We start from the raw sequence: 23747 nt of genomic DNA on the forward strand, positions 1-23747 counted from the left end.
AGCAGCAGATGAAGACGCGGGGCTAGGTGAAGCAGACCGATGCGGAGGCTTGGTCTTGGTGGTGGCTTTTGCGACGTCGCCTCGCATCCTGACGCATCGATTCCGGTGAACTGACGCAGATCGACTTGCCGAAATACTTCTGCCACTGCCACACCAGGTCTCGCCACATGGATGCGTTGATCCCGGCCTGCGTCAGTGTGCGGGCGATTGAGTCAGGAACCTTCGCCGCGATCCCATCAGCGATCTGCTTCGCCGTCCAACGCAACAGCCTTAGGTATTCGCGAATCGATACATGCATCATCGACTTACCACGCGGTCCCATTGAACTGGCAGGCGATCAGCTAGCCCTTGGCGAATGCCTGCGGCTGCGGTAGTCCTGCATGATTCGCAATCGTAAACAACGCAGCAGCCTCTTCGGGTGGCACCGGTCGGCTGAAATAGTATCCTTGGTACTCGCCGCAATCGTGATGCTGAAGGAATTCAAGTTGATCCTTCGTTTCAACGCCTTCGGCGAGAACTTTCAGACCCAATGACTTCGCTAACGCAATGATGCTAGTCGCGATCATTCCATCATCGGCGTCCGGAAAATCCCTGATAAATGCTCGGTCGATCTTCAGCCGGTCGATAGGAAACTGCCGCAGGTATGCCAACGAGGAATAGCCAGTTCCAAAATCATCGATGCTAATGCTTGCACCAAGTTCTTTGAGCTGGTTCAGTTCTTCGACCGCAACCTCGACTTCGTCGATCAGCAAGCCCTCTGTGATTTCAAAATCGAGTTGTTTCGGGTCCACTGCAAATTCTTCGATTGCGTTTCGCACCGTCGTGTAAAAACATGGGTCTGCGAATTGAAGGGCACTGACGTTCACTGACATGGTGATGGAGAATCCAACTGCATCCCACTGAGCCAATTGTCGGCAGGCTTGCCGAATGATCCAGTTGCTGACGGGCAAGATTTCACGGCTTCGTTCCAGTAAATGGATGAAACGATCGGGCGGCAAGGTACACGGAGCAAAACACAACCATCGTGCGCGGCAACACAGGTTGATTCGCTGGGCAAAATTGGGAGAGCCAAAACCCGCCGAATCTCTACAACCAAGACCACTTTTTCGAACGTTGTGACCGGAGTGTCCCACCAGCCCTCGCCCGACTTTCAACTTCACCCTCCCAGGGGACGTCGATTGGATTGCTGACGTAGTGGGATTCGCCAGAATTCCCTTCCAGCGGGGAATTCTGGCGAATCCCACTACAAAAACACTTTCGATGTCCCGAGGGAGGGTGAATTGTGGGGTTGTACGCGGCACTCCCGGAGGAAGGGGCAAGTCTTTGTGGGTACCTTTTCATCGCATGATGGAGAGGCATGCGATGAAGAGGATCGTTACGTTGGGCCTTGCGGGCGGAGGTAGGTTTCGTCGCCGGTTTGCTCGGCGTTCAACCCTGCCGTTTGGCCGTTGACGGAATTGACGGACCCGCGTGATACCAAGTCGGCGACGAACATCTTGAACTTCTCGAACCATCCACCGTTGGATTGCCCGCTATGTTCCCCAGACTGGGAATCGGTCTGGGATGCCGAGGCGGGACGGGTGAAGGTGTCGTTGGTGGTTTGGGATATCGATTCGCTCATCGTAGAATCGGCCAAGGCGGCTCCGGTGCGAACGATGTTCAGTGGATCGATCGAATGAAGCTTGTACAGCGGCGCGTCGACGGTGGTTTGTTCGCCGAGTCTGTTTCCAGAGTTCATTAGATCGATTTCGGTACGGGCGGTGAAGCTGCTGTTACCACCGACCTCGATGGTTGATGTGGGCGTTTGTCCGAGACTGCCGTTTTCAACCGTGACAGTCAGATCGCCGATCGTTTCGGCATGGCCCAACAACAGGTCTCCGGCAGATTGTCGGATGGTGCCATTGTCGGCGAGCATGTAGACGATTCCCGTGAACACATTGCCAGGGTTGTCCAAGATCACGTCGCCGATTGCCGCGACGATGGTGTCCCCGTCGACTTGGATCGTGGTTCCTTCGGATTGAGTAAGGTCACCGTCGGCTGACGCGGTGTTCAAGTTGCCGCTGGCATCGATATTGCCGAGCGTTAAACCATCATGGGCGTCAAAGAGACGGATATTGTGACCCGTCGCGTTGACGGGGCCGACGAAGTTGTTGTTGAATCCCCCCAATTCGATGTTGTCACCGGCGTTGATGGTGGTCGTTTCGCCAACGATGATGGTCCCGGTGGAAATCTGTGTGACGTCGCCTGCGGCATCGATGTCGAGGTTACCGTGGGTGGCAAGGTCTTCCAGATTGACATCGCCGGTTTTGCTGTCCAGTTTGACGTTGTCGCCGGACAGTTGGTTGACCGTCAAGTCGCCGGTGGTTTGGGTGATGTCGACGTCGCCGTTGACGTGGATCGTTCCAGTGGTGCTCTGTGTGAAGCGGTTGTTGACGGTGAACGTGTCATCCACTTCGAGCGTGCCGTCGTTCTGGGCAAAGTCGTCGGCGTTGAATGTGCCAGCGGTCACGGTGCCGCCGTCTTGCGTGAAGGTGTCCACATCCAAGCTGCCGTCGACGTTCAGCGTACCGCTGTCGACTTGCAGGCTACCGCCCAGCAGTGAGTCGATTTCCACGGGGCCGTTGACGGTGTTGTCGAACGTCGGTGTGACTCCTTGAGGGATGACGACGTTGGCCACGTTGGCAAGATCCGGAACCGCACCGCCGGCCCAGTTGGCGGGATCGTTCCAGTTGCCAGTCGTGCCACCGATCCAGGTGACGGTGCCCAGACGCGTGATACTGCTGCTAGTATCGTCCGCGAAGGTGATGTTGTAGTTGCCGCCGCCATTGCCATCGTTGATCGAAATGTTCGATGCCGTAAGCGTTTTGTCGCTGCCGACGTTCTTGTCGTCGTACGTCAGGGTGATCGAGGCCACGCTGTCACCTGCGATGCCGAGAGCGTCGGTGATCGCCTGCAATTGAGGCGCTGTGGCAACGTAATGGGTGTTGCCGTCGTAGACCTTGGTTGCCGTTGGCGCGGTGATCGTCACGTTTTTGGGCGTGATCGCGCCGTCGGCTGCACTGAATGTACTGCCGCCGGACAAGTAGTAATTGTTGGCGTCGGTGCCACTGAGTTCGAGGTTGCCGACCGTGTAATTCAGGCTCGTGCCGGCGTGACGATCGGCGTAGCTGCCTTGGCCGTTCAAGGTGAACGAGTCGCCCGTGATGTCACCGGTTTGATCCAGGGTGAGGTTGACCATCGACTTGTTGCCATCGTACGTTTTGCTAACGCCGGAGGCACCGACGTCGATCGCGGTTCGAGTAACGGCGTGGTTCCCGACGATCTCGACACTGTTTGAGAAATTGCCGCTGGTGATGTCGACGTTCTCCATACCGAGCGAGAACGCACCGACGTTCGTGTGGTTGGATGTGCTGAGTGAAGATCCATCCAGTACGACATCGAACGCTGCCGAACCACCGGAACCGTCATCAAAGACATAGCGGCCGTCGACGACAGACGGGGCGGCGAGTGTGTGAACGGTATTGCCTGAGTCCATGTATTTGGCTGACAGAAGTTGCAGCCCAAGCAGGTCGCCGTACGTGGAGGTGCTGTTGTCGAATCGCACCAGCAGTTGATCGGCGGGAACGATGGTGTAGTCGCCGGTGGCAAACGTGATGTCGTAATTATCCGAACTCCACCCACCGGCGGCCAACGCGTTGGCGTAGTTGTCGGCGGATTCGTCGGTGCCCATTCCGCTTCGCGTGATCGCCAGCGAACCGGTGAGGTCGGATGTACCTTCGCCCGCGACAAAGCCGCTATAGCTGGCTCCGGCGTACCCCACCGCGTCCGTCTTGGTGACGAACTTGGCATCATTGTTGGCCGTGACCGTCAGTGGTGCAGGGGTGATGTCGGCGGTCAGCCCAGCGGGTTGGTTGATGCTGTAGTTGTTCGCATCGTCACCCGAAAGCGTCAGCCCACTGACGACGATCGCCTTGGACGTGCCCACGTTTTTGTTGTCAAAGTTAGCGATCGCGGATCCGGTGACTTGCAAGTCGTCAGCAGCAATCGCAGTGACCGTTGCCGTTCCGCTGAGCGTCAATGCTGTCGTGGCGTCGTAGACCTTATTGTTAGCGGTCAGGCCGGAAACAGAGACAGACGACGGCGTAATCGCAGCAGTGCTGGTCGCTTGATTGGTGATGGCGTAGTTGCCGACGTCGGCGCCGGTGTAGGTCGTGGCCAAGTTGACTGTCTTGCCGGCCGCAGCGTTCTTGTCGGCGAAGGTGCCGGTCAGCGTGTCAATCGACAGCGTGTCGCCAAAAACGAGACCACCAAAGTTGACGGAACTGCCGTCGACGGTTGCGGTTGTGGTGGCGTCGTAGGTTTTGTCGGCGGCAATGATGCCGCTAACAATCAGCGATTTCTGGGCGATGGACGCTGTGGCGGTGGCTTGATCGGTGATGGCGTAGTTGCCCGCATCGCTGCCGCCGTAAGTGGTACCGGTCAGGTTGACGGTCTTGTTGCTGCCTGCGTTCTTGTCAGCGAACGCGCCGATGGTGCCCGCGGCGGTGAGGTCGTCGCCGGAGATCATGCCGTTGAAGGTCACGCCGCCTAAGCCAACGATGGCGTCTCGGTTGCCGTCGTAGGTCTTGTCGTTTGCCGCGATGCCGCTGACGGAGATCGACTTGGCAGTGACGTTGGCAGTCGTCGCGGTTTGGTCAGTGATCGCGTAGTTGCCGACGTCGGAACCGCCGTAGTTGGTCGTCGCGATGGTGACGGATTTGGCCGCACCAGCGTGCTTGTCATCGAGGGTGCCGGTGGCGGAGGTGACGTTCACGTTGTCGCCCTGGACCATGCCGGTGAAGACTGTGCCGCTGGCGTCGAGCGTGATTGCGGTGCTGCCGTCGTAAACCCTTTCGACGCCAGCGATGCCGCTGACGGTGATCGATTTCGCGGTGATATCGGCGGTCGAGGTGCCGCTGGTGCTGCCCAGCGAGTAGTTGGCTGCATCGGTGCCGGAAATACTCAGGCCAGAAACACTCACCGTTTTCCCAACGGCCACATTTTTGTCAGCGAAGGTTGCAGTTCCGCCGATGGAAACCAGGTCGCCCGTCTCCACGCCGTTCGCCGACGCGGTAAAGGAGGCGTCGGTGGTGCCGTCATAGGTTTTGTTATCAACCACCAACGGAGTCGTGATGGCTTTCGCAGTCACCGTCAGCGTGCCGCCCGTGATCGTGCCTGAAGAGTACCCCAGTTGCTCGGCGCCGACGTTGATCGAATGCGTCCCCACCACGTTGTGACCACTGGTCGATTCCGTGCCGGTGACAGTGACACCCCCATCGAATACCTGATCCAGCGTGTCGCCGTTGACAATGCCAGTCAGCGAACCCGTCAAGGTCGCCAGCGAGTCGCCGTAGGTCTGTGACTTGTCGCCAATCGAGCCACCGATGGTCGGTTGTTCGCGGTAGATCGCATTGACGCCCGCGACGAGTGCTTTCACGAAGTTTGTGGCAACTTCGTCGCTGCCGTAGCGGAAACGTTCCGAGCCCGAACCGATCAGGTCAGTCAAACCGGTACTGCCCGCGACGCTGCCCGTCATCAGCGTCGCCATTCCGCCGCTGCCAACCGTGATCGTCGGCGAACCGCTGACGATCAGATTGCCGCCGGTTGCCGTTTTCGCCGCCGCCGTCTGGCCCGCATTGATCACGATGGCGGTCGCCGTCGCATCGGTCGTGGCCACGTTTTGTAGAATCGTCAAATCACCAGCCAGCGTGGCGATGTTAATCGTCCCTGTGGCTGTCACGCCGTCGGTGCTTCCCACGCTGCCGATCGTGAACCCGTTACTCTCAACCAATTTCAACGAGGTGCCGTCAAAGGCAAATGTTCCGATCGCGTTGCTGGTGCTATCGAGCGTCGTGGCACCGCTTGCTTTGACAAGCAGTTTGTCAGTGCTGAGGTAGCCCGAAGCCCCGTCGACAACGGTGCCGGTGGCGTGGATGCTGACGGTGTTGGAGTTTTGAGACGTCAATGCGGAATTGATCGCAACGTTGCCACCATTGATGTTGATATCACCGTCGACGATTAACGCACTACCGATTGTGACGTCCGCCGTGTTGGTTGACTTGCCGATCGTTAGGCCACCCAGCGATGTGCCAGTCGAGGAAGCGAAGTCGGAGGTGTTGAATGCGGAACTAAACGAATCAGCGACCGATTGGATTGTCAGAGAACCCAGCCCCTGAAAGCCGCTCGACGTCGTCATCGGTGCGTCGTTCAGGAAGTTCAGTGTCCCAGCGTTGATCTTCGTCGCGCCCGTGTAAGTGTTCGTTCCCGGCAGTGTCAGCGTGCCTGATCCGGCTTTGGCCAACGTGACGTCGGAGCCTGCTATCGTGCCACCAATCGTACTATCTCCACTGACGTCAACCTCCAGTGCACCGTTGGCAGCCAAAGTCAAGTCGCCTGCTGCCAATTCATTCGTCGTGATGTCAATGTCAGACAGTGCATCCTTGCTACCAACGGCACCCTTGAGCGTGACGTTGCCCGCCGAGTCGGTTTCCACTGTCAAGTGATGATTTCCGTCGATCGTGCTGCCAGCTTGAATGCTACCGTTGTCGGTGATCGTCAAGGCGAGATCGCTACCAATCGTGATCGCACTGCCGAAACCCTGGTTTCCCGAGGTCGTGATGTCTCCGCCGAGATTTGCCAGGCCGGTCACGTTCAGCGAAGCCGCGTTGGCGATTGCGGCGGTCGTCTGCAAAGCACCGTTGACATTGATTGCCCCCAAACCTGTCGTAGCTCCAACTGCTCCATTGAATTGGACGCTACCGGCTGTGTTGCTCGTTCCACTAATACCGACGGTGAAGCCGTTCCAAGTTTCGTCACTCAGGCTGTTCCAGGTGAGCGTCGAAAAAGCATTGCCGAAGCGGACGGTTCCGTGCGGCTCGCTATATCCGCTTTGACTTGAACCATTGGCGCCACCATCATTCAATTGGAACGTGTTGCCGACGTTTGTTTTGACAAGGTCCCCCGAGCCGAAATAGCCCGGTCCTGCTCCATTGAAACCTGAGTAGGATTCAATCGTGAAATCCTGGTCAAAGCCGTAGCCGTTGCCATTCAGACTAACGACGTTAAAGGCAAGATTCTCGACGGATTGGCTGAACGAAAGCGTCTGCTGCCCGGCGTGCTCCAGTTGAATGATGTCTGAACCTGTCGGCCCATTGGCCACCTTGGAACTTACATACGGCGATGCTCCAGCGAATGCTGCGCCATTGTAACCTGTCCAGTAATTGGTTCCGCCGTTCGTTTGAGCACCGAATATTCCCTGGGGATTGTGGTAGGTCACCGTGATCACGTCCGAACCAACCGAGATCGTTCCGGTTACCGTTTTGTTAGTTGGATTCCAGTCGATCCAATCAACCCAGTAATAGGTGTTTCCAGGTGTGATCGTTGCTGTCAGATTCCAAGGTGTTGATGCACTATTTGAATCAACGGTGGAACCAAAGATGATGTTACTTTGGATGGTCGAAACATGGGTGTCCGCGCCCAGCAGAACCGGACTGTTGTAGAGTTGCGATCCCAGCGAGTTGACGACTCCACCGTTAAGTTGAATGCCGCCTCCAGCTGTGATGTTCAGCGAAGCCAGAGCGTTGCCACCACCAACACCGCCGTTGAAGGTCAACTCGCCCGTGGATCCTGCGTTGACTGATAGACTGCGGGCAGTGCTGTCACTGTCAACCGTGTTCGCGAATTCAATGATGCTATTGCTGCTGGTGAAGGAACTATCGCCTGACAGAGTCACCGGGCCATTGTAAGTTTGATCTCCCGCGGTGGTGATGTTTTTGGATAAAGTGAAGCCAGTCACGTTACCCGCTTTTCCGATTCGCAGGCTCGCCGGTGTACCGGAAATGTTCAGCCCGGCCAGACTGGGACTACCTGCGAAACTGTCCGCGGTCGATTCGATGACGAGATTGCCCGACGTGTTGATCGTGTTGCCAAAAGAACCGTTGATGTCGAAGAAAACTCGATCGGATTGGATCAAAATATCGGAGCTGCTGGTTGCCACGGTCGCACCATCAGCACCGATCGTGATGTCAGTGCTGGAGCTCGGCCTGAGGTACAAACCGTTGTAAGTTCCGGTCAGCCCCACAGGTGCTAGATCTCGAAGTGTGATGGCTCCCGATTCGGAGAGGATCTTGAACCCGGAATTTTCGATGGCCATCCCGCGTGAATTCGCCGACGCCTTGCCGCCGGTCATCGTGAGGTTGATCGCGCCTGATTCGGTTTGAATGATCGAATCACTTGCTTGGAATCCCCACACATTGACTTCGCTTGTGTTATTCGTGGCGTCGCCGACCATCGAAATGGTTCCGCTGCCCGACGTCTTGAGTTCTGCTTCTGATATTCGGATCGCACGGTCGCTACCGCCCGAGACACCGGTGGTGCCATAGCTGCCACTGATACTGATATCGCCACCGGCGGCGTCAACGGTTGCCTTTGAACCTGACGTTCCCACGAAGCTAACCGCGTAGTCATGGCCAGCGGTGACAGGGGCACCCGCTGCCACATATTCGATGTTCGCCCCATCGGTGCTGACGGCGACTCCCGCAGCTTGCACAATTTCTGAACCGTGTAGCAGCACGCCGGTGCCGGAAGTGGCGGCGCTGATCAAGTCGTCATTGATCGCGAGCGTTCCGCCGTAAACTTGGATTACTCCATCGACGTTTTGAGCACTGTTGATCGAAATATCCGCCGTATTGCCGGACTTGCCGAGCGTCAGTCCGCCCAGTTGGCTGGTGGTGCCAAGACCCGACATCGGCCAATTCAGTGTCGATGAAAAGCTCGTGCTGAAAGGCTGGACGGTCAGCACGCCGGAAGTATCGACCACGTTGGTGCCGCTTACAATCAGCCGATCACCAGTGAGGTTGATATCGCTGCTGCTGGTCGTGACGGGTGTTGCTGCTTTCTGCCCGATGGTCGTGTTGTCTAAGGTGATACCAGCAGTTTCGCCGCCAACGTTGATGCTGCCATTGGCGGACAGTAGGTTCGCTGTGTACAAGCCTACGCCGTAACCAGAACCGCTTGTACTTCCGGTGATGTCGATCCTGCCGCTACCGAGTGATTGCACCGTCAATTTCTGCAGCTGTACGCCCAGGTTACCGCCGGTGGTAGCAGTCGAGCCAGTGATCTTCACCGCCGCAACACTTTCGCTTCCGCCGGAAGCACGAATGATTGTCGATGACCCTTGGTTGTAGGCTCCAATCTCGACGCCGTGACCAGTACTTGTATTCACGCCTTCGATGTTGACCCGACCGGTGTTGCCAGCGTCCAATGTGCCGCCGTCGAGCCACATGACGCCCATCGTGTCACTGTCGGATTGCCCCTTCATCGACACGTCGCCGCCACCACTGTAGATGTTGGTGGTGTTCGCTGAATTGGCTGTGCTGCCCAAGTTGATTCCGGCACGAGTGGTGTCAGCACCGACGGCAATTGCATATCCCGACGGCGATCCGCTGCCGTCATCCGTACCGCCGCCGAGGGTGATTTTCCCGCCGCCGATCGTGTGTGTACCAGCAGTGCGATCGGCCGCCGTGCGACTATCCAACGTCGAGTCCTGGCCGACGAGGATGTAGCCTTGCCCACTGCTATCGCTGTCGCTCCACAGCGTGATGTCGCCGCCGTTGGTCTGCAACCTGCGGCTAGGGTCGGTGCTGATATTGCCGGTGCTTCGGAGCAGAACGCCGGCTCCCGCCAGCAAACTGGTCAGGTTGCCGTTGACGTTGATAAAACCACCGTACAGATTGATCGGCCCGTTCACATCGACCGCTTGATAGACCTGAATGCCAGTCGTGTTGCCGATTTTCCCCAGCGTCAGGCCACCGAGCGTGTTGTAGTCGTTGATTTTCAGCCAGTCAGCATCACCGGCACCCGTGAACGTATTGCCGCTGATCGTGCCGGTGTAGTCGAACTGTCCGCCATAGCTGCTCCACGCGTTCCCGTTGGGCTGGTAGGTGAAGTGGCCAGTTGAGTTGACGGTAATCGTCCCCGTATTGATGTCGTCGCCGATCAGTGTGATGGCTCCCGCACCACTGCTGATGATCCGATCCCCGATCACTCCAATTCCATCGATGCCGGAGCTGTAGCCATCGCCACCCCATAACAACACGTCACCGCCGCTGGTGGAAATGTCAGCATACAAATCCATCGCATTGTGGTTGTAATTTAACTGCCCGACCGAGGGGCCATTGCCGACGGTCAGCCCATTCCAGGTGTCACTTCCTGCAACGACATCACTTCCGCCAGCCCAGAAGTGGCCGCCACCCGTGTTGACGTTTCCACCGATCGAGACGCCGCCCTGATCGCCACCGTCATAGTCCGACCACAACACGACATTCATGCCGCCCGGGTTCGTGGCAGTAATGCCGCTGCTTAGCTGAATTCGCGAAGCTGACTTTGCGGTGAACGTCGATACGTCGCCTCCCGTCTTGCTGATATTCGCCGCAATGTTGATGGCAGGGTTCGTCGTCGCCAAAGCCTGCAAGAAAATGTCGCCCGTACCGGTGCTGGTTAAATCATTGGCCACCGTGATGATTCCACCGTAAGCCGTCACTCCGCCGCCCACCGTCAGCCCACTGGCCAACGAGCCGAGGTCACCGCTATTGAAAGTCACATTGCCAGTGTTCGTTGATTTACCAATCGTCAAGCCGCCGATCTTCTGGGCCGCGTCCGTGTTCCAGCTGAACCAGTCGGTGTCAACGTTTTGCCCGAACGCGGTGCCGAACGATTGCCAGGTCACGCTTCCGCTGGTGGCGATATCGGGGCGATTGTCGTTGAACCAGTATTGGTCAAACTGAATCGTGAGGTCCGCGGCGCTGGTCGGGACGGGGGTGCCAGATTTGGATCCCAGCGTGAGATCCGTATTGGCTTCCAGTTCCAAGTAACCTGTGGCCTTGTTGCCTTGCAGTGTGATGGGGCCGCTGCTGGCCAGAACGTCGTGTGTTCCAGTGCGGAACATCATGTCGGTCGCCTCGGCACCCGCATGGGCGTCAAGCAGAATGCCACCGCCATCACCGGTGGCATGAATCGACATGTTGGAAGCGAAGTCGATCCCGAAGCTTTTCGTCGAATCCGATGCACTCGCGTCGCCCACGATCACGATGGCATCCGAGGCCACCTTTGCGGAGGTGATCGTGGTATCGCCACCACCGTAGAAGTAGACGCCCTGGCCGTTGCTGTCGCTGGTCCCTGACTGCTGGCCAATGCCTTCGATATGAATTCCACCGGTGCCGCTGTCGATCGTTGTGCCACCACGGATGGCAATCCCTTCCGCACCATGGCCGTTGGCTGCGGTCGCCGTCGCCGATCGACCTCGGAGGCTGATGTCGCCGCCATTGGAATCGAGGGTTGTGCTAACGCCGGCATCCAATATCAACGCTTCGCTGGTGGACGCATTGTACCCTTGCGCGTAGCCGGTCCCCAGTTCATTGCCACCGCCCAGCGTGATGTCGCCACCGCCGGTCAGCAGGTCAATGGTTCCGCTTGTTCGGAGGTCGATCGTGCCGCCGCCCGAGCCATCGGTGTCGGAAGACAACAGCAGGTTGCCGGTTCCGGTTTCCAGATGAATGTTACCTGCGGCTGTTTCGTCGTGAACGTTCCGCTTCGCAAGCAGGCTCAGATTGGCACCATCGCCCGTCAGCCGAACCATGTGTTCGCCAACGAAGATGTCGCGATCTGCCTTCAACGTCAGCGAACCGGTTCCCGTAGAATCAATTTCATCCTGAACGAAAATGTCGCCTGCTTCGGCGCCGACCGTTTGCGTGCTGGTGTCCAGCGTGACGGACGTTCCAGCGTTCAGGGACGCTTCGATCGATGTTCCGGTGACGTCCCCACCCAACGCACTGATCACAATGTTGTAAGGATCCAGCAGCCAGTGTCCGCCGCGCCCCGCGTCCACCGTCACGGTGCTTTCAATATTCAGGTCATGCCCCGACGTTTCGATCTGTCCGCCGTTGCCCAGCAGATCGCCTGCTTGGGCCAGCAGCGTTCCGGCCACGCTGGTGATGGAATCGGAGTTAAAAATGTCCGACCACAGCACGATCGTTCCGCCGTCGCCGGTTTCGGTGGCTGATGCGTCAATCGTCGCGCCGGCATCCACCGTCACGGTGGTGGCGTGAGTGATGTCGCCGCTGCCCTGCCAGTCGCCGCCGACCAATACATCACCGCCGCCGTGCGTTCCAGTTGCATCGATCGACGAGTTTGTCGTTAGCTTGATGTGATCGGCTTCCATTTGCACGTGCCCGCCAACCGTGGTTCCGTAGCGGAAGTCGTCAAGACTTTCGTTTTCCGAGTCGTCCGCAGTTCGAAACTCTTGACGAGTCCCGCTACGATGCGCCGCGATCGTCCCATCGTGCAGGATCTTGCCATTCGGATTGACGAGGTAGACCTCGCCGCCGCTGGTGGCCGCACCGGTCGCTCGGATCGTGCCCGTGTTTTGAATCAATCCGGCCGTGGGACTGATCCCGCTTTCCAGCGTCGCCATCGATGGCTGCACATAGGTGACACCGTTATCGAGCGTCACGCTGCCGCCCGAGGCCAGCGTGATGTTGCCGCCATTGCTTTGGATGGTGCCGTGATTGGCGATGTCGCCAGCAATCAGGTGGGCACCGCCGGTGCCGGTGACGATCGATCCATTGTTGACGATACTGCCGGCGCCTTCGCCTCGCAAGAACGTCAAGGCCCCACCGTTCATGAAGTCTTGGTTGCCGATATCGAAGGTCGACGCGGTAAACCCGTTCGTGTTCACCATGCCCGAACTAGACACAACGATTCCCGACGGATTGACCAAGAAGACATTTCCATTGGAATTCAACGACCCGGCAATCGTCGACGGCATGTTGGGCGTCGTGACGCGGTTCAGAATCGCTGAACTGGCATCCGGCAGATTAAAATTAGCAGTGTTGCCCGCACCGATGTTGAAGGAATCCCAGTTCACGATGGCGCGGTTGGATGTCGCGTTCACATTCATCACGCCGCCGGATTGCGAGATGGCGGCTTGTCCCGCAACGACGTCGGCACCGGTTGGCATCTGTGCTGACGCGTTACTCGCGGTCAAACCAACCGAACAGATGACGGCCAGTAACGCCGCTCTTTTTCTTCTAGCGGTTCGACTGATGCAGAAACTTGTTGCTGTGAACCGTCTCGCAGATGGACTGGAAAGAGTCATCTAAGTGCCTAATTATTGGTGCCCCGAGATTCTCTGCCCGAGAATCCCTGTGCAACTCTTACCGATGTTTCGCATTTGTCAGTTAGGTTCTCCTGTCTTATTAGCGAAAGTGGGGCAACTGATAGCCTGTGCCGATATTAACGGTGGGGAAATATCGACGTGAATTCTGAACGTTTGATGAACGCAGAACATTCCCCCTGTTCAATACAGCCGGAATTTTGTGCACAGCAAAGGAAATCGTTTCAATGCATTCTGCCACCGGATGACAGTCCATCACCCCTGCAGGCCGATTGCGTTCAATGAATGCGAAAGGCAATGGCGCGAAGGATTGTGTCAACAAGAGTGCCTTCCGTGGGGCAATTCAAGGATGATGGGATGCTTCGGACGATTTTGCGGGTTGCAATTGCGACCGGTGTGGCAGGTCTCGTGTGCTTTTTCAGTGCGGGGGCCCTGCATGCGCAAAACTACGAGGCATACAAACCTCTGAAGCTGCCCGTCCGGCCCGGTCAGATTCCGGAAGTCGATGCCAAGTCAGACTTGCCCCCCCGCGTAGAAGATGATCGCGTGTTGGTGGAAACACTCGACGCGGTCGTGATCGTAGATCAGAGCGACAAGATCGATCAATCGGCGGCGGTCGATTCGCTGGTCGGCATCCACTATGACTTCGACGAACCAGATTCGTTGGTCTATAAGCACGCCGTGCAGGCGATTGTGCAGCAAGCGATCGGGCAACCGATCACGCTGCGGCGGATCAACTCGCTGTCACGCGAAATCATCCAGCATTACCAGCGGTGCAAGCAGCCGATCGTTGATGTCGTCATTCCCGAGCAACGCATCACGGGCGGGACGCTGTATCTTGTCGTGACCGAAACCCGCATTGGTCGCGTGATGGTTCGCAGCGGACAGCATTTCGACTGCAAGCCTACTGCAAAATGGATTCAGCAGTCGCGTCGTGGCAATCGACTGTACGAACCGCACATCGAAAACGACCTGTTCTGGATGAACCAGAACCCGTTCCGGCGAGTCAGTGTCGACTTTCAGAAAGGTGACGCTGCGGGGACGACGGACGTGATCTACGAGACCGAAGACATGTTTCCGTTACGCGGTTACATGGGCATCGATGATAGCGGCGTGTCCACGCTGAACTACGGTCGGTTTTTTGCTGGTTTCCAGTACGGGAATTTCCTCGGACGTGGCGGCATCTTGGGGTATCAGTTCACGACGGACGAAGAGTTCAAATTGCTGCATGCCCACTCCGTCAGTTTGGATCAACCGCTCAACCGAGACTACGCGCTGCAGGCGTACGGCAGTTGGGCCGGCGTCGTACCGATGCTGTCCAGCGGGTTCGCCCAGGACGGTGAAAGTTATCAATTCGGTGGTCAACTGATTCGGCATCTCTCGCGAGACCGGTTCCACAGCCGAAACCTCAGTGCGGGATTCGATTTCAAGTCAACGAACAACAACTTGGAATTCGACGGTACCCAGGTCAGTGGCTCCGTCGCCGATCTGTTCCAACTTCGCTTTGGATACGACAGTTTCCAACGCATCGACAGGGATCAATACCGGCTGTTCCGAGCCGACATGTTCATCGGACCGGGTGGTGGCATGTCGGGCAGCCACTCGGCAGCCGCCTTTCATACGATTCGCCCCGGCACTTCGCCCGACTACGTCTATGGGCGGATGCGATACGAACGCGCCGACGTCGTGCGAGACGCTTGGTCGCTGACGACGCGATTGACCGGGCAGGCATCATCGGAACGACTGCTGTTCAGCGAAACGCTTGGTCTAGGTGGCTACGACACCATTCGAGGCGCCGACAGTCGAGCGTACAACGCGGATCACGGTTGGATTGCGAATTTCGAACTTGGCCCCAAGACCTATCGGTACGGCACCGCACAAAACCAACGAACGCTGCGAACTTACGGGTTCGTCGATATGGGCAACGGTTACCTCGATCAGCCTCTTGCCGGCGAAGACGCTTACACGTTCGCTCTCAGCACTGGCGTTGGGATGCGATTCCAGGTCAGCGATCGTATCATCGCCCGGTTCGACTATGGATTCGGAATCGAGGAGATCGATGGAATTGGCCGAAGTGACCGTGGCCACTTTGGCGTCACATGGATCCCTGGCCGCCGACTCTAAGCCCATCACCCGAAGCGTTTTGGCGTTAGGATGGGGAACGTGCAATGCGGTCGGGATCGCATTTTCAACCTTTGAAACTCTGTAGAAAAAGAGCATTCAGCCAATGGCTTCGCCGCGAAAACACGCTTACACAACCGAACCACAGGATCCCAATCCAGCTGCCGAGACGACGTTTGCCGAGCGTGCTCGAACGATGCTGTCGCTGAATCAAGTCGGTGTCATCTCCACTCAATCGGAAAAGTGCAAAGGGTTTCCGTTCGGTTCGACGATGCCGTACGCGTTGGATGCAAGCGGGCGGCCGCTGTTCCTGATCAGCGCGATGGCGATGCACACCAAGAACCTCCGTGTGGATCCTCGTGCGTCGCTGTTTGTCACCGACCCAACAGCGCATCTTGACCCGCTGGGTGCCGGCCGGTTAACGCTGGTCGGCAGCGCCGAACCAGTGCCCGATGACGAACTGGACGATGCACGTGCGGCGTATTTAAGCCGCCATCCGAACGCCAGCTACTATGTCGACTTTGCCGATTTCTCGTTTTGGCGGCTCAATCCCTTGGACCTCTATTTTGTCGGAGGCTTTGGGGTGATGGGCTGGGTACAGGGCGAAGATTTCCAGAGCGCGGTTGCCGACCCATTGGCCGAAGCCGCCACGGGTATCTTGCAACACATGAATGACGACCATGCCGCTGCGATGCTGGATATCGCTCGCGCGGAGAAAGACATCGTCGCCTCGGAAGCAAAGATGACGGCGGTGGACCGGCTCGGTTTTCATTTGCGGCTTCAAACGCCAGAACGCATTCAATCGGTTCGTATCGGATTCCCCCACGAGGTCAAGAGTGCCGAAGAATGCCACCAAGTTCTTGTTGCGATGGTAAAGCAGGCTCGCGCCAATGAAACACCCGAACGCTAACGCTTGGATGCGAAAGCCCGACGTGCATCCCGCTAGCCCGTTAGCCGGCTAGAAACGATCCGGCCTCTGGCTACGTCGAGAGCTACTTGCTTGGCTGCTACTTGGCTGCTACTTGGCTGCTTCGACGGCTTGGTCCGCGTCGGCCTTGTCGCCTGCGTCCAATTCGGGTGCCTCTTGCGTCCGTCGGGCATCGGGTTCGTGACTCAATTCAATCATCAACGGAAAATGGTCCGAACCGATGGGTTCCAAGGTTTGCAATTGGACGACACGGAAATCGTCGGAGTGAAAAAGATAGTCCAGCGGATACCGCATGAACCAAGATGTCGCATCGAAGGTAGAGAAGAAGCCGCGTCCTTCCCGCGGATCCAACATGCCGCTGACCTCCTGAAACAAATCCGTTGTCCGCGACCAGCCGACATCGTTCATGTCGCCCAACACGATCGCGGACTGGTCGTCAGCCACCTCGCGGCCGACCAGCACCAATTCGGCGTCCCGTTTGGCGGTGCTTTCGCCGGGACGCGGAGGGTTGGGGTGGATCGCAAACACTCGCACGGGCTGGCCATTTCGCAGCCGGACGGATGCGTCGATCGACGGGATGTCGTCCTTCACCAACCCGCGAACGCGGCACGAGAGGACTTCCAGGTTGGTGTACAGTGCGATTCCGTATTTGTTTTCCAACGGGTGTTTCTTGACGAACGCAAATTGATCGTCCAACGATTCCAGATCATCCATCCAGCGATCATTCACCTCGCACAACACCAACAAATCCGGTTGCTGTCGCCGCACGATATCGATCACCGCCTGCGCGTTCTCGTTTTCCTGCAGCACGTTCATCGACACGATCCGCAGCCGTTTCGCTGGATCATCTGATCGCGCCGACTGCACGCTTTCGGGAGCGAAGGGCAGATAGGGAAAGATCCAGTAAACCTGAATCAGGCAACCAACCAACATCATCCCCATCAACCATTTAGTCAGCCACCGTCGACGGTAAAGCGCCAAGATCAACAGCGTGACGGTGTACACGAACAGCAATTGCAGACGCGGATAGTCGCCGATTCGAATCCACCACCAATTGACCGGCAGAAGCGGGCCTAGTGCGGTGGCGTACAACACCGCACACCAAACCAGCACGGCGTACCAAAGCCAATTGCGATGGTTGCCATCGTCATCATGGTTCATCATTTTCTCGCTTGGCCAATCAAGGGTCGGGGCAGCTCAGCAACGAGCGATCAATACGTGTCGTTTCTTTCTCCCCCCTCTGTTTAACTCTGTCCCCCCGCAAACCGCTGCGCGGCGGGGGCGAGATGACTTTCATCGCGACACTGATTGATCGCTCGTTGCTTAGCGCGGTGGGTTGCCCGTTCGCAGCACCGGATGGTGCCGAAGTGCATTGGACACTTGCATCGATGTGCAAGATTCATGTCACGCAGCGGCGGTACCACGAACAAAGACAATGCAGCGTAGCCCGGTTCGTCGGTTCCCCACAAGCACTGGTCGTGCGGGGGATCATTTCCGGCCGATGGGTCACGGACGTCGTGGGGATGTGTGCGGCGAGTGATTCTGAAGCGGCGGCAAACCGACGATCGCAATCAACCAAGCTCACCAGCGTTCAGTACGTAAAATCACTGAAGCGAAGCTGCGTCACGTCGATTTGTGGCCAAAACGCCAGCAGAGCAGCACCGCCCAATGCGGCGATGCCAAACGTGCAAGCGACGTACAGCAACAACGTTCGGCTTCCCAACATGGCCACCGCGGCGGCTTTGAAGAACAGATTCGACATCGTTGCGACCATGATCACACGCCATGCCGTTCCCGCATCGATATGGTCCTCGTTGAACATTTTTGCGGTCGACAACGTGATCGCATCCATGTCCGTCAATCCCGACACACCCGCGATCCAGTAGAGAGCTTGGTCGCCAAACATTTCTTTGGCGGCTGCCACCATGAACAGAACCAGGGCGTAGAGGATGCCAAAGATGATGGCCGGTTTCAACTGAGCCGGGTTGTCGTGATCAGCCGCCTGAGCCTCCATCTTGCGGAGAGGCCAGTACAGCAAAACGCATTCGACCGCCATCAACAACAGCAATGCCGAGATTGGTAGAGCTGCAAACTTCAACAGGCTCGGTGCGACCAAGCCGATTTCAACCAACACGCGGAAGTTGACGATCGTGGACGCAATCAAGATCACCAAGGCGGCCATCCCGCTGGTTTCGGGCGCCAGTTTGGTTTGCCGAGCGTAACTGACCGCTGTTGCGGTGCTGGAGATCAGCCCGCCCAAAACGCCACCTAGGATTGCCCCCACACGGGCGCCCAACAACTTGTAGGCGACATAGGCCACCATGCTGATACCGACGATCAGAACGACCATTCGCCAAATATCGTAGGGGTTCAAAACGCCATACGGTCCATAGGTCCGATCAGGAAGCACCGGCAGGATCACCAACCCGATCAGCGCTAGGTGCATGACCGAACGCAGGTCTTTGTCCGTCATTGCATCCACCCAACCATGCAGACGCCGTTTCCAGTGCAGCAAGACGGCGGCGATCCCCGTGGCAACAATCGCGGGGCCTGTCTGCCCGACTCCTACCGCGCACCCGATGCCAAACATCAACAGTGCGGCAACCTCCGTCGTCATGCCGGCGTCAAATTGCCCAGCGCGGATCTTGGCCACATTGGCGATCATCAACATGATGGCGATCGAGATCATCCCGGCGGCACAGACCACGGCCTGTTGATCGCCCCCCACCATCATGCAGAGCGTCCCAAAGATCGTGATCAGGGGGAATGTACGAATCCCTGCAATCTCCGACACCTTCCACTGACGCTGCAACCCGACCAGCAGGCCAAGCCCGAGCGAAATAGCGAGAGCGAGATAGGGTTCCATGGGAGCACAACCCGCGAAGGGGTCCAACCTAACGGTTTTCAATATCTGGACACTGGTCGAACGCGACTTTTCGAGTCGCATGATTGAATCTGCATTCTAATCGCCGGGCAATGGGATCCCCTGCAAACCTTCGTCGACAGAGATGCCGCCCCCAGAACGCTGCGTACGTTTTACCAAATCGCCCCTGGTCGAACGTCTGTCCAGATTAGCAACACGCGTTCAAGAAGTGTTCTCGACCCTGAATGGTTTGATCATCGAAAGGCCGTCCTGTTCCCCCGCCACGCACGGCCCACCGCCAAGCAGGAAACGCGGTAAAGAATTTCGTAGCGGAAGTCGCCAAGACTTTCGGTGATACCACACCCTAGCCCGAAACTATCGACGGCCTGTCGATTGAATCGAACCTTCAACGGCAATGGTGAGCCGCTGGCCGTGAGGCCACGGACATGAGCAGGGGGGCATTCCCGGCCGCTCACGCGATCACGGCTCACTAAATCGACAAACCGTCATGACTTTCGGTGATACCACACCCTAGCCCGAAACTCTCGACGGCATGTCGATTGAATCGAACCTTCAACGGCGATGGTGAGCCGCTGGCCGTGAGGCCACGGGCATGAGCAGGGGGCCATTCCCGGCCGCTCACGTGATCACGGCTCACTAAATCGACAAACCGTCATGACTTTCGGTGATACCGCATCCTAGCCCGAAACTCCTGACGGCATGTCGATTGAATCGAACCTTCAACGGCAATGGTGAGCCGCTGGCCGTGAGGCCACGGGCATAAGCAGGAGGCCATTCCCGGCCGCTCACGCGATCACGGCTCACTAAATCGACAAACCGTCATGACTTTCGGTGATACCACACCCTAGCCCGAAACTCTCGACGGCATGTCGATTGAATCGAACTTCTAACGGCAATGGTGAGCCGCTGGCCGTGAGGCCACGGGCATGAGCAGGGGGGCATTCCCGGCCGCTCACGCGATCACGGCTCACTAAATCGACAAACCGTCATGACTTTCGGTGATACCACACCCTAGCCCGAAACTATCGACGGCATGTCGATTGAATCGAACTTTCAACGGCAATGGTGAGCCGCTGGCGTGAGGCCACGGGCATGAGCAGGGGGCCATTCCCGGCCGCTCACGCGATCACGGCTCACTAAATCGACAAACCGTCATGACTTTCGGTGATACCACACCCTAGCCCGAAACTCTCGACGGCCTGTCGATTGAATCGAACTTCTAACGGCAATGGTGATCCGCTGGCCGTGAGGCCACGGGCATGAGCAGGGGGGCATTCCCGGCCGCTCACGCGATCACGGCTCACTAAATCGACAAACCGTCATGACTTTCGGTGATACCGCATCCTAGCCCGAAACTATCGACGACATGTCGATTGAATCGAACTTCTAACGGCAATGGTGAGCCGCTGGCCGTGAGGCCACGGGCATGAGCAGGGGGCCATTCCCGGCCGCTCACGCGATCACGGCTCACTAAATCGACAAACCGTCAAGACTTTCGGTGATGCCGCATCCTAGCCCGAAACTCTCGACGGCATGTCGATTGAATCGAACCTTCAACGGCAATGGTGAGCCGCTGGCCGTGAGGCCACGGGCATGAGCAGGGGGCCATTCCCGGCCGCTCACGCGATCGCGGCTCACTAAATCGACAAACCGTCATGACTTTCGGTGATGCCGCACCCTAGCCCGAAACTATCGACGGCCTGTCGATTGAATCGAACTTCTAACGGCAATGATGAGCCGCTGGCCGTGAGGCCACGGGCATGAGCAGGGGGCCATTCCCGGCCGCTCACGCGATCACGGCTCACTAAATCGACAAACCGTCATGACTTTCGGTGATACCGCATCCTAGCCCGAAACTCCTGACGGCATGTCGATTGAATCGAACCTTCAACGGCAATGATGAGCCGCTGGCCGTGAGGCCACGGGCATGAGCAGGGGGCCATTCCCGGCCGCTCACGTGATCACGGCTCACTAAATCGACAAACCGTCATGACTTTCGGTGATACCACACCCTAGCCCGAAACTATCGACGGCCTGTCGATTGAATCGAACTTCCAACGGCAATGGTGAGCCGCTGGCCGTGAGGCCATGGGCATGAGCATAGGGCCATTCCCGGCCGCTCACGCGATCACGGCTCAATCGATCTCCGCTACGAGGCACCGCCCGAAACGTGGGGACGGAATGCTTCACGGCGTCTGCTAAGCAGAGTTTGCCCGGCGCTAGTTCTTTGCATCCGCAGCCGGTGCCTTGCCTAGCGGCCATAGTTCGAACTTTCGCACGAACATCTCTGCTTGCTCGGTCTGCAAGATCAACTTGCCTGCCGATGGACTGGCCTTGATCGCTTGGTTGACGACCACTCCGTTGACCAAATACGTCAGCTTTTCGCCCTCTGCGATCACTTCAAGACGCGTCCACTCGTTCACCGGGCTTTCGACATCTTGTTTGCCTCGGAAACCGATCTTATCGGCCCAATCGACATCGCGTCCAAACCAGTTGATTCGTCCGCCATGGATGGTGATCGGTTCGCCACCTTTCTTCCAGACCTTTTCTCCGTCGCGATCCTTCGTGATCTCGGCGGTCAGCGAGGTCTTCAGAACCTGCCCCGTAACGGGATCAGTGCCCGACAGAACCAGGATGTCGCCGACCCCGCCTTCGATGATCTGAGCTTCGACCGAGGCCATCCAAGTATTGGCGTAGCCACCGTCCGGTCCCCAAGCGTGAACCAGCAATCCAGAATCACGAGCACGATCGATTCGATCGCCCCAAGTTTTCTCACCTAGCATGAACTCCAACACCAAGTGGTAATCCCGGTACGTTTGATTGGTGATCAATCCGCCGTAACCGTCACCGCTGATATGAATCTGACCGTCTTTGACCGTAAAGATCTTCTTGGGATCCGAGTATTTGGAATCGCGAATCCAGGTGTAGAACCCTTCGAAGTTTTTCCCATTGAACAATTCAATGCGTTGGTCGGTCGGCGACACGGCGGTTTCGCGATCCGGAATCGCTGCTGGTTCACCGGGCAGTTCGCGAATCGAGACGTTTCGGAAAGCGACGGGTTCTTGGTGTCCGGCGAATCCAAAGTGCCCGCTTGTACGTTTTGCTGCCGCCGGCACAGGCCCCGTCTTGGACTCGGTCACTTCCGACAAATCGGCTTCTAAAATGGTGAACCCGTTCAGTTCGACTTTGTACTTGGTTCCAGTAACAGTGACCTGTTGGAAATTCCACTCGCCAACCGGACGCAAGAAACCACGGTGAGCCGGTACCAGTCCGTAGATGGAACCGTGGTACTGACGATCATCCAGGTTTTTATAACTAGGGTCATCATCGTCCAAAATCTGCAGTTCAAGCCATTCCGGATTTTCTAGACTCTCCCCCGAATGCCGAACCAGAAGGCCATTGTTGCCTGCCGGTGGCAGCTTGAATTCGACGCGGGCGATGAAGTCGCCGTATTCCTTTTCGGTATACATGTTCCCGGATTTCCCGGCGACCGACACGATGTTGCCATCGACGACTTTGTAGTCCTCGACAGCCCCTCGCCAACCGGCAAGGTCGGTGCCGTCGAACAGACTGTCAAACAGCCCATCTTTGTCTTCTCGCAGAATCTCGTTGGCTTCTTCGGAATCAATTTCCCGAACGAACAAGTTCCGGAAGTACAGAGTGTTGCCGTGATTTTGCAATTCGAGTTGCCCATCGCGATAGATCGGCAAACCACGTTCCCACAGGTTTTCCATCACGGCGCGGTCGGTCACCAACTGGTCGTTCAGTTTGATCGTGACGCGTTCACCAACCATGCGGATGTAAAAGGTGTTCCACTGGCCAACCGGTCGATCCGCCTTCACCAACGGCATGCGAGGGTTGTCTTTGTTGTTCCACAAAGCACCGGATCCATTTTCAGCACCATGCCGAAAGTAGTCCTCGTGTTCGGTGTCCCAGATCTGCACTTGCGGACTTCCACGCAGATAGATCCCGCTGTCACCACCTTCTAAGATTTTCCAATCGACGAACATTTCAAAGTCGCCGTAATCCTTGGCGGTACACAGGCTTTCGCCCTGACCGTCAAAGACCAACATTCCGTCGACCACTTTCCAGTGATCCCGCATGCTCTGATCGGCCACTTTCTGGGCATCCGACAATTCGGACTCGGTCATGGCCGCCCGCGTCTTTGGATTCCCGACGAGCCCTTTCCAACCGCTAAGGTCTTTGCCGTTGAACAGCGGAGTGAAGCCTTCTGGAACCTCCGCCCGAAGCGTCGCGTGCGATGAACACATCGCGACAAAGCAAGAAAACAGAGCACCTACAATGACAGCTCGGCGAAACAAGGGTTTCATCGTTCGTTCTCGATTTGGATTTGGCTATTCCGACCGCTGGATCGACAGGGTGTCACAACGGCGCTCAGTGATGTGATCGCAATCGATCACATTCACAAGACGAATAGAATGGGCAGGCAACGTGAACACGGTGGGGCGTGCCTGCTGCGGTTTGCGGGCAGACAACAAGGGTTCAGACGCGTTGGCAGGCGGTGATCAAAATGTCTTCGTTCGACAAATTCATAGACCGGCGTCTTTTGTTCACGGATCATGCTAGCCACTGCAAACTGCGGT

General features: G+C 57.3%; 7 protein-coding genes and 1 pseudogene. 2 read left to right on the top strand and 6 right to left on the bottom strand.

The features are described from left to right. Positions 1–22: 22 nt before the first annotated feature. The 3 genes and pseudogenes from K227x_RS25915 to K227x_RS25925 form a co-directional block, all read right to left on the bottom strand. Positions 23–322, bottom strand: a complete 300-nt coding sequence (locus K227x_RS25915; RefSeq protein ID WP_246146278.1) for a hypothetical protein — start codon at positions 320–322, stop codon at positions 23–25. Positions 323–341: 19 nt separating this feature from the next. After that, positions 342–1301, bottom strand: coding sequence for an EAL domain-containing protein (locus K227x_RS25920; protein ID WP_315854327.1), 960 nt, complete (start codon positions 1299–1301; stop codon positions 342–344). A 74-nt stretch (positions 1302–1375) separates the two neighbouring features. Further along, positions 1376–13135: pseudogene (locus K227x_RS25925) on the bottom strand (YDG domain-containing protein); the annotation flags it as partial. A gap of 432 nt (positions 13136–13567) precedes the next feature. On the opposite strand from K227x_RS25925, the gene K227x_RS25935 reads away from it, so the two are divergent. Both K227x_RS25935 and K227x_RS25940 read left to right on the top strand, forming a co-directional pair. Further along, positions 13568–15334, top strand: coding sequence for a ShlB/FhaC/HecB family hemolysin secretion/activation protein (locus tag K227x_RS25935; protein WP_246146279.1), 1767 nt, complete (start codon positions 13568–13570; stop codon positions 15332–15334). 103 nt (positions 15335–15437) lie between these two features. Continuing rightward, positions 15438–16241 (top strand): HugZ family pyridoxamine 5'-phosphate oxidase, encoded by an 804-nt coding sequence (locus K227x_RS25940; RefSeq protein ID WP_145174846.1) that lies wholly within the window; start codon positions 15438–15440, stop codon positions 16239–16241. A gap of 108 nt (positions 16242–16349) precedes the next feature. Here K227x_RS25940 and K227x_RS25945 read toward each other — a convergent pair whose 3' ends face one another. The 3 genes from K227x_RS25945 to K227x_RS30900 all read right to left on the bottom strand — a co-directional run bounded on the left by K227x_RS25945 (position 16350) and on the right by K227x_RS30900 (position 23474). Further along, positions 16350–17423: an endonuclease/exonuclease/phosphatase family protein gene (locus tag K227x_RS25945; protein ID WP_246146289.1), complete on the bottom strand. Its 1074-nt coding sequence runs from the start codon at positions 17421–17423 to the stop codon at positions 16350–16352. A gap of 427 nt (positions 17424–17850) precedes the next feature. Further along, on the bottom strand, positions 17851–19125 hold the full coding sequence (locus tag K227x_RS25950; protein ID WP_145174849.1) for an MgtC/SapB family protein: 1275 nt from the start codon (positions 19123–19125) through the stop codon (positions 17851–17853). A 2237-nt stretch (positions 19126–21362) separates the two neighbouring features. Further along, the gene (locus K227x_RS30900) at positions 21363–23474 is read right to left on the bottom strand and encodes a 3-keto-disaccharide hydrolase (protein WP_218933545.1); all 2112 of its coding nucleotides are present in this window, start codon (positions 23472–23474) and stop codon (positions 21363–21365) included. Positions 23475–23747 lie beyond the last annotated feature (273 nt).

The organism is Rubripirellula lacrimiformis, from assembly GCF_007741535.1.
Taxonomy (GTDB): Bacteria; Planctomycetota; Planctomycetia; order Pirellulales; family Pirellulaceae; genus Rubripirellula; species Rubripirellula lacrimiformis.

Excerpts from the sequence above, each read along its gene's own strand:
- K227x_RS25950 (WP_145174849.1), bottom strand. The coding sequence starts at position 19,125 with ATGGAACCCTATCTCGCTCTCGCTATTTCGCTCGGGCTTGGCCTGCTG.
- K227x_RS25940 (WP_145174846.1), top strand. The coding sequence starts at position 15,438 with ATGGCTTCGCCGCGAAAACACGCTTACACAACCGAACCACAGGATCCC.
- K227x_RS30900 (WP_218933545.1), bottom strand. The coding sequence starts at position 23,474 with ATGAAACCCTTGTTTCGCCGAGCTGTCATTGTAGGTGCTCTGTTTTCT.
- K227x_RS25935 (WP_246146279.1), top strand. The coding sequence starts at position 13,568 with ATGCTTCGGACGATTTTGCGGGTTGCAATTGCGACCGGTGTGGCAGGT.
- K227x_RS25945 (WP_246146289.1), bottom strand. The coding sequence starts at position 17,423 with ATGATGAACCATGATGACGATGGCAACCATCGCAATTGGCTTTGGTAC.
- K227x_RS25915 (WP_246146278.1), bottom strand. The coding sequence starts at position 322 with ATGGGACCGCGTGGTAAGTCGATGATGCATGTATCGATTCGCGAATAC.